Below are 14,718 nucleotides of genomic sequence, written 5' to 3' on the forward strand. Positions count from 1 at the left end.
CGATGCGCTCAAAGCCCGTCATGACGCGCAGGCTCTCCCGAAAAAGGCCGCGAGTGTAATGCTACGTTCGACGCCTGAAGTGGCGCTCGGATATTGACATGACTGGATCAGGTGGCTCATCATGGAAGTGCCATGTTCGTGCGCGTCAACCAGCAGCGCAACAAGGACGGCTCGGTGCGCCAGTACCTGCAGGTCATCGAGGCCATCCGGGTCAACGGCAAGCCCCGCCAGCGGGTCATCGCCACCATCGGCCGCTGGGACCAGCCCGAGGGCCGGGCCCGGGTCGATGCCATCCTGGAGGCCCTCAGCCAGTTTGCCGACAAGCTCACCGTCCTCAACCTCCAGAAGGACCTCAGGGGCGAGGGCGGGCTGACGTGGGGGCCGGTGCTGGTCTTCCGGCGGCTGTGGGAGGAGCTGGGCCTGGCGCGCCTTTGGGGATGGCTTTGGGAGGAGACCCAGGTCGAGTTCGACCTGCCCGAGGCCGTCTTCGCCATGGTGCTCAACCGGCTGCTGGACCCCCCCTCCCGCAAGAGCCTGGTGGATGAGTGGCTGCCCACCATCTGGGAGCCCCGCTTTGCGAGCCTGAAGCTGCACCACTTCTACCGGGCGCTCACGTACGTGCATCGCTTTGCCCACCGGGTCGAGGACTTCTTGTTTGCCCGGTTCACCGACCTGTTCAACCAGGATCTGGAGCTCGTCCTCTGGGATACGACGACGGTGCGCTTTGAAGGCCGGGGGCCCGAGAAGCTGGCACAGTTCGGCAACGCCAAGGACAAACGCACCGACCGCCGGCAGATGGTGGTGGGGGTGCTGCTGACCCGGGACGGGTGGCCGCTGGCCCATGCCGTGTACCCTGGCAACCTCAACGACGTGACGGCCACGCTGGCCATCATCGGCCAGCTCAAGCACCGGTTTGCCTTCCAGAAGGTGCTCTTCGTGGCGGATCGGGGCGCGGTCGGGCGGCGGACCCTGGAGGCGCTGGAGCAGGCGGGCTTCGAGTACATCGTGGGCATGCGCATGCGGCGGGTCCGGGTGGTGCGGGACGAGGTCATCGGCTGCCCCGGGCGCTATCGGGTGGTGAGCCCGGCCCTGAAGGTCAAGGAAGTGGTCCGCGAAGGGCGCCGCTACATCCTGGCCTACAACCCCGAGGCGGCCGAACACGACCGGCAGGTCCGCGAAGAAGTGGTGGCCCGCCTGCGCCAGGCGCTGAAGGAGGGGAGCGCCGGTGATCTCATCCGCCACAGCCGCTACCGGCGCTACCTCACGATCCACCGGGACGCCGTGGAGATCAACGAGGCCGCCATTGAGGCGGATGCCCGCTACGACGGGAAGTTCGTGGTGCTGACCAACACGAACCGGGATGCCGCCGAGGTGGCGCAGAGCTACACCCATGATCCCCCGTCAAGACCTTTCCTCAAAGTAAGTCTTCAAGTTCACGCTGAGGCTGCGAGAGCCCCGCGCGTGGCTCGGCTGGCGTTTCCTCCGGACGACGCGGGGCGGTCCAGGATGCGTCCGACTCGATCCGCGAGCCAGGCCATCACCTGCGCGGTAGGATACGGCACCGCGTTCTGGTCGAGCACCGACAGCTTGGCCGCGTAGCGCTCGGGGCGGATGCCGGCAAACAGCTGACCCGTGCGCCACAGCGTCCAGGCAATCCGAGCCAGCTTAGCCGCCACGGCCACCACGGCCACTTGGTGCCCCTTGGTGGCCCGCAGGCGCAGGTAAAACGTCCGCAACGCCGGTGGCCCATGGCGAGCAGCCATGGCGGCGGCCTCCACCAGCGCCCAGCGCAACACGGCCGGGCCTTCCTTGCTGATGCCGCCCCGCCGATTCACCGTACCCGATTGTGTCACCCGCGGTGCGAGCCCCGCGTAGCTGACGACGTGCTTGCCCGAGGCAAAGCGCCAGGGGTCGCCCACGTACGCGTAGTACGTGGCCGCCGCGACGATGTGAAAACCCACGATGGACAACAGCTGCCGTACCGGCCGGCAGTGCCGGACCCGCTGGGCGATGTCCCGCTCCACGGCCCGCAGGTGCTCGGTAGTGGAGCGCAACTGCTCCAGCGCCACCGCCAGCCACACCCGCTCCCCCTCGGGAAGCGAAAGCCTCCACAGCTGCTCTAGGCGGAAGTTCATCGCTTCCTATTTCCCTCAAATCTTTGTGGTGGCGGGGCTAAGTCGTGATTCAAGGTGTCACCCTTCTGGCTACGCCAGGGGAACCCCCAGCAACTGGAAGATCCGCTGGTGCAGGGGTTCCGGCTCACCGAGCATCTGGATTTCCTGACCGGCCACCTCGACCGTGTGGCGCTGCAGCGTCTCCAGCTGCATCATCAGCCCTTCGAAGGACTGCCGGGGGTCCTCCTCCAGCAGGGGCTCAAGCGCCCGCTCCATGTGCCAGCGCACGTACAACGCCAGCATGCACAAAAAGGCGTGGGCCCGCACCCGGTCCTCCAGCCGGTGGTAGACCGGACGCAGGTCCAGGGCGCTTTTCATCGTGCGGAAGTTTTGCTCCAGGGTCCGCAGCGACTTGTGGGTATGATCCCCCTGGCCGGTAGTCCACGGCAGGGTAGCGACGGAAGTTTGCGAAGTTTCCCCGCCGTTGGGCGGGGTGGGGGGGCAAGCGCAGGGCAGGGCGGGTCCGTTTGACCTACTGGGCTTCGAGCCCGTGTCTTGTTTGGATTCGGGCCCGCCCTGCGCCAACCGCCCAACTGGGCCTGGCCGCTGCCAGGAAACCCGAATGGGTGTATGCCGTTTGGCCATCCCCACCGGACCTGCGCTTGCGACACCACGCAGCAGGGGGTCGGCAATGCGACGCTACATCGGGCTGGACGTGCATCGGGACTACTGCTATGCGCACCTGCTGGAAGCCGGCCAGGGCGAGGGAAGGCGCCTGCGCTTCCCCAACACGGCCGAAGGTTGGGCCGACTTCGTTGCACAGCTCGGCCCCGAGGATGCCGTGGCGCTCGAGGTGAGCAGCGGCGCCTTCCGGTTTTACGATATCTTGGCCGACCGGGCCGGGCAAGTGGTGGTGGTGGACGCCCGGGTGATGCGCCGGCTGGGCTCGCGCAAGCGCAAGACGGACCGGGACGACGCGAAGCTCTTGGCCGAGCGGCTGGCGCTGGGGACCTTGCCCGGGGTGTGGGTGCCGCCGGCGGCCATCCGGGAGCTTCGGGCGCTGGTGAATTTACGTCGCCAGCTGGTGGAGCAGCGCAGCCGGTGGAAGAACCAAATCCGGGCCGTGCTGCTGCGCCACGGCTACCGGGCTCCCCGGGGGCTGTGGCGGGCCCGCCGCCACCTAGAGCAGCTGTGGAGGCTTTCGCTTCCCGAGGGGGAGCGGGTGTGGCTGGCGGTGGCGCTGGAGCAGTTGCGCTCCACTACCGAGCACCTGCGGGCCGTGGAGCGGGACATCGCCCAGCGGGTCCGGCACTGCCGGCCGGTACGGCAGCTGTTGTCCATCGTGGGTTTTCACATCGTCGCGGCGGCCACGTACTACGCGTACGTGGGCGACCCCTGGCTGGCGTTGTACAGTAAGTGGCCACAACCCGCCCCCACCCGCACGGTGCGAAGCGGGTTTGCGGGCCATTCCCCGTAGAAAAACGCGGATGCGCGTAGACACAACCACAAAAGATGTAGCTATTGACACAGCGTGGTAAACGAGTTACGATGTAGGCACGATGTACGTGCGCACCGTCACTTCCAAGGGCATCCAATACGCCCAGCTTGCCCATAACGTCCGGGACCCCAAGACTGGACAGCCCCGGGCCCAGGTGCTGTACACCTTCGGCCGGGTCGACCAGCTCGACCTGGACGCGCTGCGCCGCCTGGTGCGCAGCATCGCCCGGTTCCTGCCCCCCGACGAGCAGGCCCAACTGCAGAAGGATCTCGGCATGGAGTGGCCCTTTCGGTACCTGGGCTCCCTGAAGCTGGGCGGGACGTGGCTTCTGGACGGGCTGTGGCGGCGGCTGGGCATCCAGAAGACCTTGCAGCGCCTGCTCGAAGCGTGCCACTACCAGACCCCCATCGAGCGGCTCCTCTTCGCCATGGTGGCCAACCGGGCCCTGGCGCCGTCCAGCAAGCTGGCCATCGAGAAGTGGGTGGCGCAGGACGTCTACATCGACCAGCTGCCCGCGGTGGAAGTCCACCAGCTCTACCGGGCCATGGACTTTCTGCTGGAGGCTGCCGAGGCGATCCAGCGCGAGGTCTTCTGGACGCTGGCCAACCTCTTCAACCTCGAAGTGGACGTCATCTTCTTCGATACGACGACGGCGTACTTCGAAATTGAGGGCGAGGACGCCGACGGGTTGCGCCGCTGGGGGCACAGCGCCGATGATCATCCGAAGATGGCCCAGGTGGTCATCGGCTTGGCCGTGACCCGGGACGGCATCCCGGTCCGCTGCTGGGTCTGGCCCGGCAACACCGGCGACCAGAACGTCGTGGCCGAGGTCAAACGGGATCTCAACGGCTGGAAGCTCAACCGGGTGGTCGTGGTGTTGGACACGGGCTTCAACTCCGAGGCGAACCGCCGCATCCTGCAGGGCGCCGGCGATCACTACATCATCGGGGAGAAGTTGCGGGTGGGCCCCCAGGGGGTGCCCGCGGAGGCGCTGCGCCGGGGCGGCAAGTACCGCAGGCTTCCCGACGGGCTGGAGATCAAGGAGGTCGTGGTCGGAGGGGATAGCGCCGCCCGCCGGCGCTTCGTCATCGTCCGCAACCCCGAGGAGGCCGAGCGGGACCGCCAGAAGCGGGAGTCCATCCTGGCCGAGCTTCGCCAGCGGCTCGAAGCGCTCAAACAGAAGCAGGGCGAGGCGCATACCAAGGCAGCCTGCGAGCTGCGGGCCCACGAGACCTTCGGCCGCTACCTGCGCCAGACGCGGGGCGCGCGACTGGTCATCGACGCGGCCAAGGTTCGCCGAGAAGCCGCCCTCGACGGGAAGTTTGTGATCAGCAGCTCCGACGACTTTTTGCCCGCCGAAGACCTGGTCTACGGCTACAAGCAACTCTGGCAGGTGGAACGGGTGCACCGGGACCTGAAGCACACGGTCGACGTCCGGCCGATGTACCACCGGCTCGACGACCGCATCCGGTCCCACGTGCTGCTGTGCTGGCTGGCCCTCCTCATGATCCGGGTGGCCGAGAACGAGACGGGCCAGACCTGGCGACAGATGCGGGATCTGGTCGCCCCCATCGACGTGGGCCGCCACGCCACCGCCCACGGCGAGGTCTGGCAGGTCCGCCCCCTCACCGAAGAGCAGAAGGCGCTGTTTCAGGCCCTGAAGGTCGACCGACCGCCCCACTACCTGAAGATTGTGACGCCCACCCGAAAAACGGCGTAGATACAACCGCTTTGTCCACCTCAGCCCTTATAGATCCCGTCATGTCGCTCTTTGTCACCTTGAATTGTCGCTACGAGCTGTTCAACGCCAGCCTGGCGCTTTGCCTCGGGCAAGCACGTCGTCAGCTACGCGGGGCTCGCACCGCGGGTGACACAATCGGGCACGGTGAATCGGCGGGGCGGCATCAGCAAGGAAGGCCCGGCCGTGTTGCGCTGGGCGCTGGTGGAGGCCGCCGCCATGGCTGCTCGCCATGGGCCACCGGCGTTGCGGACGTTTTACCTGCGCCTGCGGGCCACCAAGGGGCACCAAGTGGCCGTGGTGGCCGTGGCGGCTAAGCTGGCTCGGATTGCCTGGACGCTGTGGCGCACGGGTCAGCTGTTTGCCGGCATCCGCCCCGAGCGCTACGCGGCCAAGCTGTCGGTGCTCGACCAGAACGCGGTGCCGTATCCTACCGCGCAGGTGATGGCCTGGCTCGCGGATCGAGTCGGACGCATCCTGGACCGCCCCGCGTCGTCCGGAGGAAACGCCAGCCGAGCCACGCGCGGGGCTCTCGCAGCCTCAGCGTGAACTTGAAGACTTACTTTGAGGAAAGGTCTTGACGGGGGATCATGGGTGTACGTCGCCTGCACCTTCGGGGCGTCCATCCGGTCGACGGGCACGTTGGTGCGCAGCACGTAAAACCCGTCCAGCTCCGCCTCCCGGGCGATGGAGGCCTCCTTGCGCCGGAAGGCGAAGTGGCCGTCGCGGATCTCCAGCTGGAAGTGCTTGCCCACCTTCCAGCGGCCCAGCACCTTGCCCACGGCCACCCCGATCTCGTCGGCCGTCAGGGGCTTGCGGCGGCGACGGCGCACCCGGGCTTCGATTTTGGCCAGCTCCCGCTCCGTGGCCAAAAGCAGCGCCTCGCGCTTTTGCCGGCGCTCCTCGGCCACCAGGGGATTGTAGCAGACCACCAGCCGCTCCCCGGGCCGCTCGGGGTCGGCGATCTCCGCCAGGTCCCGCCGGTCGAACAGGCCCGGCTGAAAGAACCCTTCATCCCGCAGCTTCTGGATCTCCGGGGCCCGCAGGGCCGTGATCCACCCAAAGCCCACCGCCTCCAAATCGGCCAGCCGGGCCTTGACGATCATGCCCCGGTCGCCGACAAAGACCACGTAGTCGATGCCAAAGCGCGCCCGGATCCGGGCGATCTGGGCCGGCAGCGTCTCGGGATCCCCCACGTCGCCGGGGAACACCTCCACGGCCACGGGACACCCCTCGTCGTTGGTGAGCAGCCCCACGCAAAACTGTCGCTTGCCCCGCTTCTTGTCCCGGTTGTACCCGAAGCGGGCCAACGGGCAGGTCTTGCCCCCCAGGTACACGCTCGTGAGATCGTAGAGCACCATGGCGTTGGGGGTCAGGTGCCGGCGCGCCAGCTGGGCCTCGATGGCCGCCTGGCGGGCCAGCAGCTCGTCCATGGCCCGGTAGACGTCGTTGACGTCCTCGCCGTTGTGGGGCAACCGCAGAAGCTGCGGCAACGTGGTGGTCGTCCACCACAGGGTCCCGCCCAGCTTGGAGGAGGGCCGCAGGATGCGCATGACGACGACGGCCAGGGCCACGCGCACCCAGTCGGCCGAGCGGGAGTAGAGCACCTGGTCGAGGCCCAGCTGGCGGATCATGCCCACAACGGCGGCGACGGCCCCGTGCTGGCGGGACTGGCGGATCTTCACCGTCTGCGGCACCGGCGCCACCGGCTCGCCCCGCAGGGCTCGCCGGACCAGCTCCAGGACGGCTTCCGGCAGGTGGGAGAGGTTGGCCAGGGTCCGGTGCTTGACCTTGCCGCCTTCCCGGTAGGTCTGGCGCAGCAGGTGGTAGGTGTAGACCTTGTCGCCCTGCCGGCGGCGGATGGTCTCGATGTGCATGGCACTGGATACGCGTCTCATGGCTCAGTAATACCATACAACAGCCTCCATGGCAAGACATCATGGCCATACTCTTGGCTACATTTGCACGCGTTCAACCTGTTTGAATGCCCACCGCTATGCGGGTCCTGCCCACTACCAGCCCCTGAACTTCCGTCTAGGTGGCGGCGGGCCCGCCACAGCCCCCGGGGAGCCCGGTAGCCGTGGCGCAGCAGCACGGCCCGGATTTGGTTCTTCCACCGGCTGCGCTGCTCCACCAGCTGGCGACGTAAATTCACCAGCGCCCGAAGCTCCCGGATGGCCGCCGGCGGCACCCACACCCCGGGCAAGGTCCCCAGCGCCAGCCGCTCGGCCAAGAGCTTCGCGTCGTCCCGGTCCGTCTTGCGCTTGCGCGAGCCCAGCCGGCGCATCACCCGGGCGTCCACCACCACCACTTGCCCGGCCCGGTCGGCCAAGATATCGTAAAATCGGAAGGCGCCGCTGCTCACCTCGAGCGCCACGGCATCCTCGGGGCCGAGCTGTGCAACGAAGTCGGCCCAACCTTCGGCCGTGTTGGGGAAGCGCAGGCGCCTTCCCTCGCCCTGGCCGGCTTCCAGCAGGTGCGCATAGCAGTAGTCCCGATGCACGCCCAGCCCGATGTAGCGTCGCATTGCCGACCCCCTGCTGCGTGGTGTCGCAAGCGCAGGTCCGGTGGGGATGGCCAAACGGCATACACCCATTCGGGTTTCCTGGCAGCGGCCAGGCCCAGTTGGGCGGTTGGCGCAGGGCGGGCCCGAATCCAAACAAGACACGGGCTCGAAGCCCAGTAGGTCAAACGGACCCGCCCTGCCCTGCGCTTGCCCCCCCACCCCGCCCAACGGCGGGGAAACTTCGCAAACTTCCGTCGCTACCCTGCCGTGGACTACCGGCCAAGGGGATCATACCCACAAGGGGCTGTTGGAGGTAGAGGCGAGCTTTCGCACCCTCAAGACGCCGCTCGAGATCCAGCCGGTCTACCATTGGTCGGAGCTTGGGGTGCGGGGTCACATCACCAGCGCCGTGCTGGCGCTGTTGCTGGCGCGGCTCATCGAACGCCGCCTGGAGAAGGCCGGCATGCCCCAGCGGGCGCGCACGGCGCTGGCTACGCTGGCCGGCATCGACGAGGTGGAGATCGAGCTGGGCGGTCGCCGGCTGGTGCGGGTGGCCCGCCTCACCGATGAGCAGCGTCGGCTCTGGGAGGCGCTGCAGGTGCCGCCGTTGCCGGCTTTTCGGGTCGCGTAGTGGCAACGCCCTTCTTTCAAGGCTGCCACCATGAGCATCGCCGATTTGAGTGTTCAAGTTGGGTTTGAGGCATTGGCCCCCAGTGCCCGAACGTACCTGGAGGGCCTCAGCCGGTCTCGCAGCGGGCATTTGCGGGAGCAGATGGAGCGCATCGTGACCCTGGCCGAAAGCTGCCCCTCCGATGTGCTGGAGCAAGCCATGCAGCGGGCCATTCGCTTCGAGGCCTACGGCTACGGCATCCTCAAGCGCCTGGTGGACCGACTGCAGAAGGCGCCCACGAGCCTGCCCCAGCCGGCCAAGCCAGCAGCCCAGAGCCGCGTCGTCCTGCCCTATCGGGTCGAGGTGGAGCGCCGAGATCTGACGTACTACCAGGAGGTGGCCCGATGATTCGCACCATTGCTCCGGCCGATCGGGCCCGCGTCGAGCAGGGCCTCAAGCGGTTGAAGCTGCGCCGCATCCGGGAGATGCTGGACGCCGTCAGCGAGCTGGCCCTTCAGGAAGAGCCGTCTTACCTCGACTTCCTGGCGTATCTCGTGGAGGCCGAGGTGCAGGCCCGGGAAGCCACCCAGCGGGACAAGCGCCTGAAGGCCAGACCATCCGGGACCTGGCCACGCTGCAGTTCGTGGAGGCGCATGAGTCGCTTGTCCTCTTGGGGCCCCCGGGCGTGGGGAAAAGCCACTTGGCCATTGGCCTGGGCATCGAAGCCATCAGCCGGGGCTACCGGGTGCTCTTCCTGACGGTGCAGGACCTGGTGCAGGAGCTGTACTCGACGCTTGCCGATGGCAGCACGGCCCAGAAGCTGAAGGCCATCCTGTCCCACGATCTCATCATCCTGGATGAGCTGGGCTATTTGAAGATGGACGCCACCGCCTCGGACTATCTGTTTCAACTGGTGGCCAAGGCCTATGAACGGCGCTCGCTCATCGTGACGAGCAACCTGGAGTTCCAGGAATGGGGATCGCTCTTCGATAGCCCGGCCACCGCCGCGGCGGTGCTGGATCGGCTGCTGCACCACGCCCACGTCATCACCCTCAAGGGCGAAAGCTACCGGATGCGCAGCCGGCTGGCGCCGCCCAAGGCCAACGGCACCCTGCCCGAAGGCTCGGCGGCCCCCGCCCTACGGGCGGGGGGCAGAGGGGAGGGAGGGACCCCCACGTAGATCCCGCCATCTACCTGGCCACGACTGCGGGATTTTCGTGGCCAAAAGTGCGGTTTCTCAAGTGGCCGTTGACACCGCCCTTGCGGCGCACCCGAGGACGCTCCAGGCGCACCTTGCGCCCTGCGATGACCGCCCAGCCGGGCTCATGGCCGTGGCGGTACGCCTGCCGGTCGGCTCGGTGTTTGCCCTTGGGCCCCACAAGCTCGGTGACTTCGTTCTCCATGGTCGCCTGCAGCACGGCCAACCCGACGTGGACGCAGAGAGCCATCAGGCCCTTCCGGGCCGCCTCGGCGATGCGGCGCAACGGGATCTCGACCTGCTCCGGCAGCCATCGCAGGGCGCGGACCTCCTGCTGGCTGGCCTGGCGGACCTTTCCCTCGGGCGTCACGACATGGTACGATGGCACCGGCGGCTCCTCCCATCCATTGGGTTTGCTCGCCCCTGTTCTACCACAGGGGTTCCCGGAGCCGCCATCTCAATTTCTACGGACTACGGGACATCCTCCGCACCGCTCTCGCCCGCTTCGTGAGCGAAACCTTACACGATGCCGCAGGGCTTCCTTTCCGAAGGAGTTGACGAGGCGCCGCCGCCTCGATGACGCAAGCATACCAGCAGAGACCTCGTCAGAGCGCGGCGCGACAAGCGGTCTGCAGGAACGCCTCGATCTCGTCTTGCGAAGGCAATGCCGTCATAGCTCCGCGCACCTGTACGGTCAGCGCACCAGCCGCGTTGGCTGCTCTCAGGATAGCCCGTAGTTCCTCCGCTGTGCACTGACGGGCCGCATCCTCGATGCTACAGCGCTGACGCTCGGCGAGGCGCCACAATCTCCACAGGAAGGCCGCCAAGAACGCGTCACCCGCCCCGGTAGTGTCCACGGCCCGCACTCGAAACGCGTCGGCCCGAGCGTACTGGCCGTTACCGCCTACCGCCCAGCTTCCGGCTGCCCCCTCGGTCACAACGACAAGCGCCAGGTTCGGATAAGCTTCGTGCAGGCGTCGAGCCCCTTCGACCGTTCCGCTACCCGAGAGCAGCTCCAGCTCTTCCCTGCTCATCTTGAGGAGGTGCGCGTACGCCAGCACACGCTCGATCTCTACCCGTGCCCGTCCCGGTTCTGCCCACAGCGCCTCCCGGTAGTTTACGTCCAGTGAAATGGTTACTCTGCCCCGCCGTGCCTCTTCGAGGGCTCTTAACAGGGCGCTACGGCCTGGCTCTTCGGCCAGAGTAATGGTACCGTGGTGCAAGATACTGGCGCCCTTGACCACTTCCGGAGACAGGTCCTCTGGCCGCAGTAGCGTGTCCGCACCCGGCTTGCGGTAGAAGACAAACTCCCTCTCCCCATCTTCACGAATTCCCACGAACGCTAGGGTGGTCAGTGCCTCCCGGGTTAGGCGCATGCCCTGAACGTCCACGCCGGCTTGGGCAAGGAATCTTCGCAGAAACCGCCCGAAGGGGTCGTCCCCTACCACCCCCACGAATCTCACTGGCACCCCGAGCCTTGCCAGGCCTACCGCGACGTTGGCCGGTGCCCCTCCTGGGCAGCACTCGAACGAGGAGACATCCTCAAGCGGTCTACCCGTCTGTTGCGACACCATGTCGATAAGCGCTTCGCCGACGACAAGGGCGTAGGAGATAGCAACCACCTCATCTCACGGCCAGATGGAGTTCATGCGCCAGACGTCCACGGATGACGCATACGCCTGCCCGCCTTGGGCAACCAAGGCAACCCCGAGGCAGTCGGGCCGTTGCGGATAAACCCTGGTAGCGATACACACCCGCCCGTTGGCGAAGACCTCCACCACGGAACGGTCGACGAAGACACGGAGCTGCAGAGCCTCACCGGCTGCGAGCTGAAGCGGTGCTTCCTCTCCCCCAACCCGGAGGCACCCCGCTTGCTGGTCATACTCGATGATAGTCTGCTCGCTCCCATCGGGCGCTCGCAGGACGCTGAGGCCCGCTCGGTGCGCGCCCTCGCCTGCCCCAGCCCGGTTCGGCACGAACTCGGCGAGGATTTCGAGCGCGTCACCTCTCACGCCCGAAAGTTCCAGGGGTGCGGATTGGGCAACTGTCAGGTCTTCGAATCGCCAATGCTCTGCCCGAAGGAGTTGCACCTCAGGCGCAGGCTCACATCCGAGCGTGCCGTCGTGCCGCAGCGACAGGATGCGGGGGAGCGACATAACGCCTGACCATCCTGCGCGTATTTGCTCTGCTTCGCTTCGCTGCTCCTTCAGCCAGCCGAACATAATAGGCCGGCCCCTGTCATCGATGAAGACCTGCGGCGCATAGAAGGCGGGGCCATAATCCACCACTCCCCACCGTTCCGGTTCGAACCGGTGACGCTCGTATTTGCCCACGAAGTAGATGGGGTTGCTGTGGGGCGACACGATCAGCACGTGCCGTCCGTCGAGCGCGAAGAAGTTAGGGCACTCCCAGTTATAGCCGGTCTCCTCGAGCTTGCCAACGCAGAGGGGGTGAAGGAACGACCAGTCGTAAAGGTTGGTCGACCGGTAGAGGAGCACCGCTCCGCCCACACCCTTGATCCCCGATCCGAGGGCCATGTACCAGCCGTCGTCTTCTTTCCACACGTATGGGTCGCGAAAACCCCACAGGTCGAAACCTTCAGGCCGAGCGCCAATGACAGGGTTGCCGCTGTACTTTGTGAAATGAACCCCGTCCGTGCTGGTGGCCAGACACTGGACCTCCGGGTCCACACCCGTGTAAACGAGAGTCAGCACACCGCCGTTGTCGACGGCACAGCCCGACCAGACGCCTGCACTATCTGCCGGCGTGGGCCCCGGTGCCAAGGCAATCGGGAGATGGCGCCAGTGAACGAGATCCTGGCTCACCGCATGCCCCCAGTAGATGGTGCCCCCTCGCCCCTCGTGCACCGGAGCGTGCGGATTGTGCTGGTAGAACATGTGGTATTCGCCACGCCACTGGATGAGCCCATTCGGGTCGTTCATCCAGTTGGCAGGTGGCACAAAATGGTACGCCGGGCGATGTGGATCCCGATGCAGCTCTTGTCCCATTGCTTCGGACAATGCCTCCTCCATCAACTACACGGTCCTTCCTCTGCTCTAACGGCGGTTATGAGAGACGCTTCTGGGCTTCTAGTACTCTAGTATTTAAGTCCGCTCATCGAAATGCCCTCGATGACGTACCGACCGCGCCCCGATCCGCCACGAAGAGCACCTTCCGGAAGGCAAACCGGTGCTTGAGCTCGCCGATGATGGCCAGCGTGGCCTTCTCGTCGTTGAGGTTGCCGGGGTACACGGCATGGGCCAGCGGCCACCCGTAGAAAGACCTGCGCGTCATGGCGGGCTTTGAGCGCATCGAAGGGCCCCAACAAGGCCCGCAACTGTGAGACTCCAGTCCGACCAATGGTAGACCGGCTCGATCTCCAGCGGCGTCTTGAGGGTGCGAGAGCTCGCCTCCACCTCCAGCAGCCCTTTGTGAGCCAGGGCCACCTCCACCGGCGCCAAGGTCGAGGTGACGTAGCGGGCATCGTCGAGGATGCCGGCTCGGTGGAGCTGGGGAGGGTTTGCCTCGGTGACGAGGTAGTGGCGGGCCGGACCCTTGAGGTACTGGCGCCAGGCCGAAGGACCTTGCCGCAGCGCCTCGGCCAGGCGGGTCACCATTTCGGCTCGCCGCGGCCGGTCCTCTCCCGCCGCGGGGTTGTAGCAGACCAACACCCGCCGATGGCCTTTCCGGTGCAGCTCCTTGACGAGGAGATTGGGCCGCACCTGCCGGTAGCGGCCGACCGTGGCCAAGGCCCCCCGGTCCATCTGCCAGAGCAACCGATCCACACGAGGTAAGGGATGCCGGCCTGCTCCAGGGCCTCTAGTGGCGCGTAACGGAAGTGCGTTTATTTCCAATCACCGCTCTCGAGGCCTGGCTTTGGCCAGGATTTGGTCGGGGGTCTTGACCCAGACAAAGGGCTTGGCATCCTCCTTCCAGGCTTCGATGAATCGCCGGATGGTGGCGACCAGCATGTCGACGTCGTAAAAGTTGCCCCGGCGCAAAGCCTGGCTCTGGAGGATCCCGAACCAAATCTCCACCAGGTTGAGCCAGGAGGCGCCCGTCGGCGTGAAGTGCAGCGTGAAGCGGGGATGACGCTGAAGCCACCGCTTGACCGTCGGGTGCTTGTGGGTGGCGTAGTTGTCGAGGATCAGGTGAAGCTCGCCGTCGGGGTGGGTCGTGTCCAGGCGTCGCAGGAAGCGGAGGAACTCCTGGTGGCGATGGCGTCGGTAGCACTCGCCCTCGACCTCACCGGTGGCGAGGTTCAGGGCGGCAAAGAGGGTGACGGTGCCGTGGCGCTCGTAGTCATGGCTGCGTCGTTCCACCTGGCCAGGCCGCAGCGGCAGCAGGGGTTGCGTGCGGTTGATGGCTTGGATCTGGCTCTTCTCGTCCACGCAGAGCACCAGAGCATTTTCGGGAGGGTGCAGGTACAGCCCGACGATGTCGACTACCTTGGCTTCCAGCTCCGGGTCCCGGCTGTACTTGAAGGTCTCGACCCGATGCGGTTGCAGCTGGTAGCGACGCCAGATGCGATGGACGGTCATGTGGCTGACGCCCTGGGCCCGGGCCAGCCGCCGCGTGCTCCAGTGGGTGCGAGGCTCCGGGGGCGTCAGCGTCTGGGCCACGATGGCGCTCACCTTGTCCGGGCCGTAGGTCCGCGGGCGGCCCGAACGAGGGGCCTCCTTCAGACCCTCCAGCCGATGCTGGGCAAAGCGGGTTCGCCACAGGCCCACCGTCGGCAGCGAGCAGCCCAGCGCCGCGGCGATCTCCCGGTTCATCTTCCCTTCCGCCGCGGCCAGGATGATGCGGGCCCGCAACACGTCCCGCTGCGGAGCTGTTCGCGTCCGGACGGTCTGCTCCAAAGTGCTTCGCTCCTCGTCGGTCAGTTCGATGGGCGGTGCGTACTTCATGAGCCCATGGTATCACAAGCCAGGACTGGAAAACAAGTGAATTGGGTTACGCGACACTAGCCGGAAGTTCAGGGGCTGGTAGCGGGCAGGACCCGCATAGCGGTGGGCATTCAAACCGGTTGAACGCGTGCCAATGTAGCCAAGAGT

14 protein-coding genes and 3 pseudogenes are annotated in these 14,718 nt (G+C 66.4%); 7 read left to right on the plus strand and 10 right to left on the minus strand.

What is annotated here, in order from left to right:
- Window positions 1–132: 132 nt before the first annotated feature.
- A complete protein-coding gene (locus VLY81_RS14085; protein WP_324668870.1) occupies window positions 133–1,599 on the plus strand; it encodes an IS1634 family transposase in 1,467 nt (488 codons plus the stop codon).
- A 134-nt stretch (window positions 1,600–1,733) separates the two neighbouring features.
- Here VLY81_RS14085 and VLY81_RS14090 read toward each other — a convergent pair.
- Both VLY81_RS14090 and VLY81_RS14095 read right to left on the minus strand, forming a co-directional pair.
- Window positions 1,734–2,135, minus strand: a pseudogene (locus tag VLY81_RS14090) (transposase); the annotation flags it as partial.
- 69 nt (window positions 2,136–2,204) lie between these two features.
- Window positions 2,205–2,492, minus strand: coding sequence for a hypothetical protein (locus VLY81_RS14095; RefSeq protein ID WP_324668871.1), 288 nt, complete (start codon window positions 2,490–2,492; stop codon window positions 2,205–2,207).
- Window positions 2,493–2,805: 313 nt separating this feature from the next.
- Between VLY81_RS14095 and VLY81_RS14100 the strand changes: the two genes are divergently transcribed.
- From VLY81_RS14100 to VLY81_RS14835, 3 genes and pseudogenes are all read left to right on the plus strand, one after another.
- Window positions 2,806–3,591: an IS110 family RNA-guided transposase gene (locus tag VLY81_RS14100; protein WP_324668872.1), complete on the plus strand. Its 786-nt coding sequence runs from the start codon at window positions 2,806–2,808 to the stop codon at window positions 3,589–3,591.
- Between the two features lie 82 nt (window positions 3,592–3,673).
- Complete coding sequence (locus VLY81_RS14105; protein WP_324668873.1) at window positions 3,674–5,332, plus strand: IS1634 family transposase; 1,659 nt, start codon at window positions 3,674–3,676, stop codon at window positions 5,330–5,332.
- 63 nt (window positions 5,333–5,395) lie between these two features.
- Window positions 5,396–5,599, plus strand: a pseudogene (locus VLY81_RS14835) (transposase); the annotation flags it as partial.
- Window positions 5,600–5,733: 134 nt separating this feature from the next.
- Here VLY81_RS14835 and VLY81_RS14110 read toward each other — a convergent pair.
- Both VLY81_RS14110 and VLY81_RS14115 read right to left on the minus strand, forming a co-directional pair.
- Window positions 5,734–7,248: an IS1634 family transposase gene (locus tag VLY81_RS14110; protein ID WP_324668874.1), complete on the minus strand. Its 1,515-nt coding sequence runs from the start codon at window positions 7,246–7,248 to the stop codon at window positions 5,734–5,736.
- On the minus strand, window positions 7,245–7,877 hold the full coding sequence (locus VLY81_RS14115) for an IS110 family transposase (RefSeq protein WP_324668875.1): 633 nt from the start codon (window positions 7,875–7,877) through the stop codon (window positions 7,245–7,247). Before VLY81_RS14115 ends, VLY81_RS14110 begins: the two co-directional genes overlap by 4 nt.
- A 286-nt stretch (window positions 7,878–8,163) precedes the next feature.
- Between VLY81_RS14115 and VLY81_RS14120 the strand changes: the two genes are divergently transcribed.
- The 3 genes from VLY81_RS14120 to istB all read left to right on the plus strand — a co-directional run bounded on the left by VLY81_RS14120 (window position 8,164) and on the right by istB (window position 9,646).
- Window positions 8,164–8,487: a hypothetical protein gene (locus tag VLY81_RS14120; protein WP_324668876.1), complete on the plus strand. Its 324-nt coding sequence runs from the start codon at window positions 8,164–8,166 to the stop codon at window positions 8,485–8,487.
- Between the two features lie 30 nt (window positions 8,488–8,517).
- Window positions 8,518–8,874 carry a hypothetical protein gene (locus VLY81_RS14125; protein WP_324668877.1) on the plus strand — a complete coding sequence of 119 codons (357 nt, stop codon included), beginning with the start codon at window positions 8,518–8,520 and terminating at the stop codon, window positions 8,872–8,874.
- Between the two features lie 208 nt (window positions 8,875–9,082).
- On the plus strand, window positions 9,083–9,646 hold the full coding sequence (istB, locus tag VLY81_RS14130; protein WP_324670434.1) for an IS21-like element helper ATPase IstB: 564 nt from the start codon (window positions 9,083–9,085) through the stop codon (window positions 9,644–9,646).
- Window positions 9,647–9,719: 73 nt separating this feature from the next.
- On the opposite strand, the pseudogene VLY81_RS14135 reads toward istB, so the two are convergent.
- The 6 genes and pseudogenes from VLY81_RS14135 to VLY81_RS14160 all read right to left on the minus strand — a co-directional run.
- Window positions 9,720–9,869 (minus strand): annotated as a pseudogene (locus VLY81_RS14135) (IS256 family transposase); the annotation flags it as partial.
- A gap of 400 nt (window positions 9,870–10,269) precedes the next feature.
- Entirely contained in the window at window positions 10,270–11,286 is a 1,017-nt protein-coding gene (locus VLY81_RS14140; RefSeq protein ID WP_324668878.1) for a carbohydrate kinase family protein, read from the minus strand.
- A 6-nt stretch (window positions 11,287–11,292) separates the two neighbouring features.
- Window positions 11,293–12,696: a glycoside hydrolase family 32 protein gene (locus tag VLY81_RS14145; RefSeq protein ID WP_324668879.1), complete on the minus strand. Its 1,404-nt coding sequence runs from the start codon at window positions 12,694–12,696 to the stop codon at window positions 11,293–11,295.
- An 82-nt stretch (window positions 12,697–12,778) separates the two neighbouring features.
- Window positions 12,779–12,958, minus strand: a complete 180-nt coding sequence (locus tag VLY81_RS14150; protein ID WP_324668880.1) for a hypothetical protein — start codon at window positions 12,956–12,958, stop codon at window positions 12,779–12,781.
- The gene (locus VLY81_RS14155) at window positions 12,955–13,449 is read right to left on the minus strand and encodes a hypothetical protein (RefSeq protein WP_324668881.1); all 495 of its coding nucleotides are present in this window, start codon (window positions 13,447–13,449) and stop codon (window positions 12,955–12,957) included. Before VLY81_RS14155 ends, VLY81_RS14150 begins: the two co-directional genes overlap by 4 nt.
- A 69-nt stretch (window positions 13,450–13,518) precedes the next feature.
- Complete coding sequence (locus VLY81_RS14160) at window positions 13,519–14,571, minus strand: IS630 family transposase (protein ID WP_324668882.1); 1,053 nt, start codon at window positions 14,569–14,571, stop codon at window positions 13,519–13,521.
- Between the last annotated feature and the right edge of the window lie 147 nt (window positions 14,572–14,718).

Origin of the sequence: Limnochorda sp. LNt, from assembly GCF_035593265.1 — a bacterium.
Taxonomy (GTDB): Bacteria; Bacillota; Limnochordia; order Limnochordales; family Geochordaceae; genus Geochorda; species Geochorda subterranea.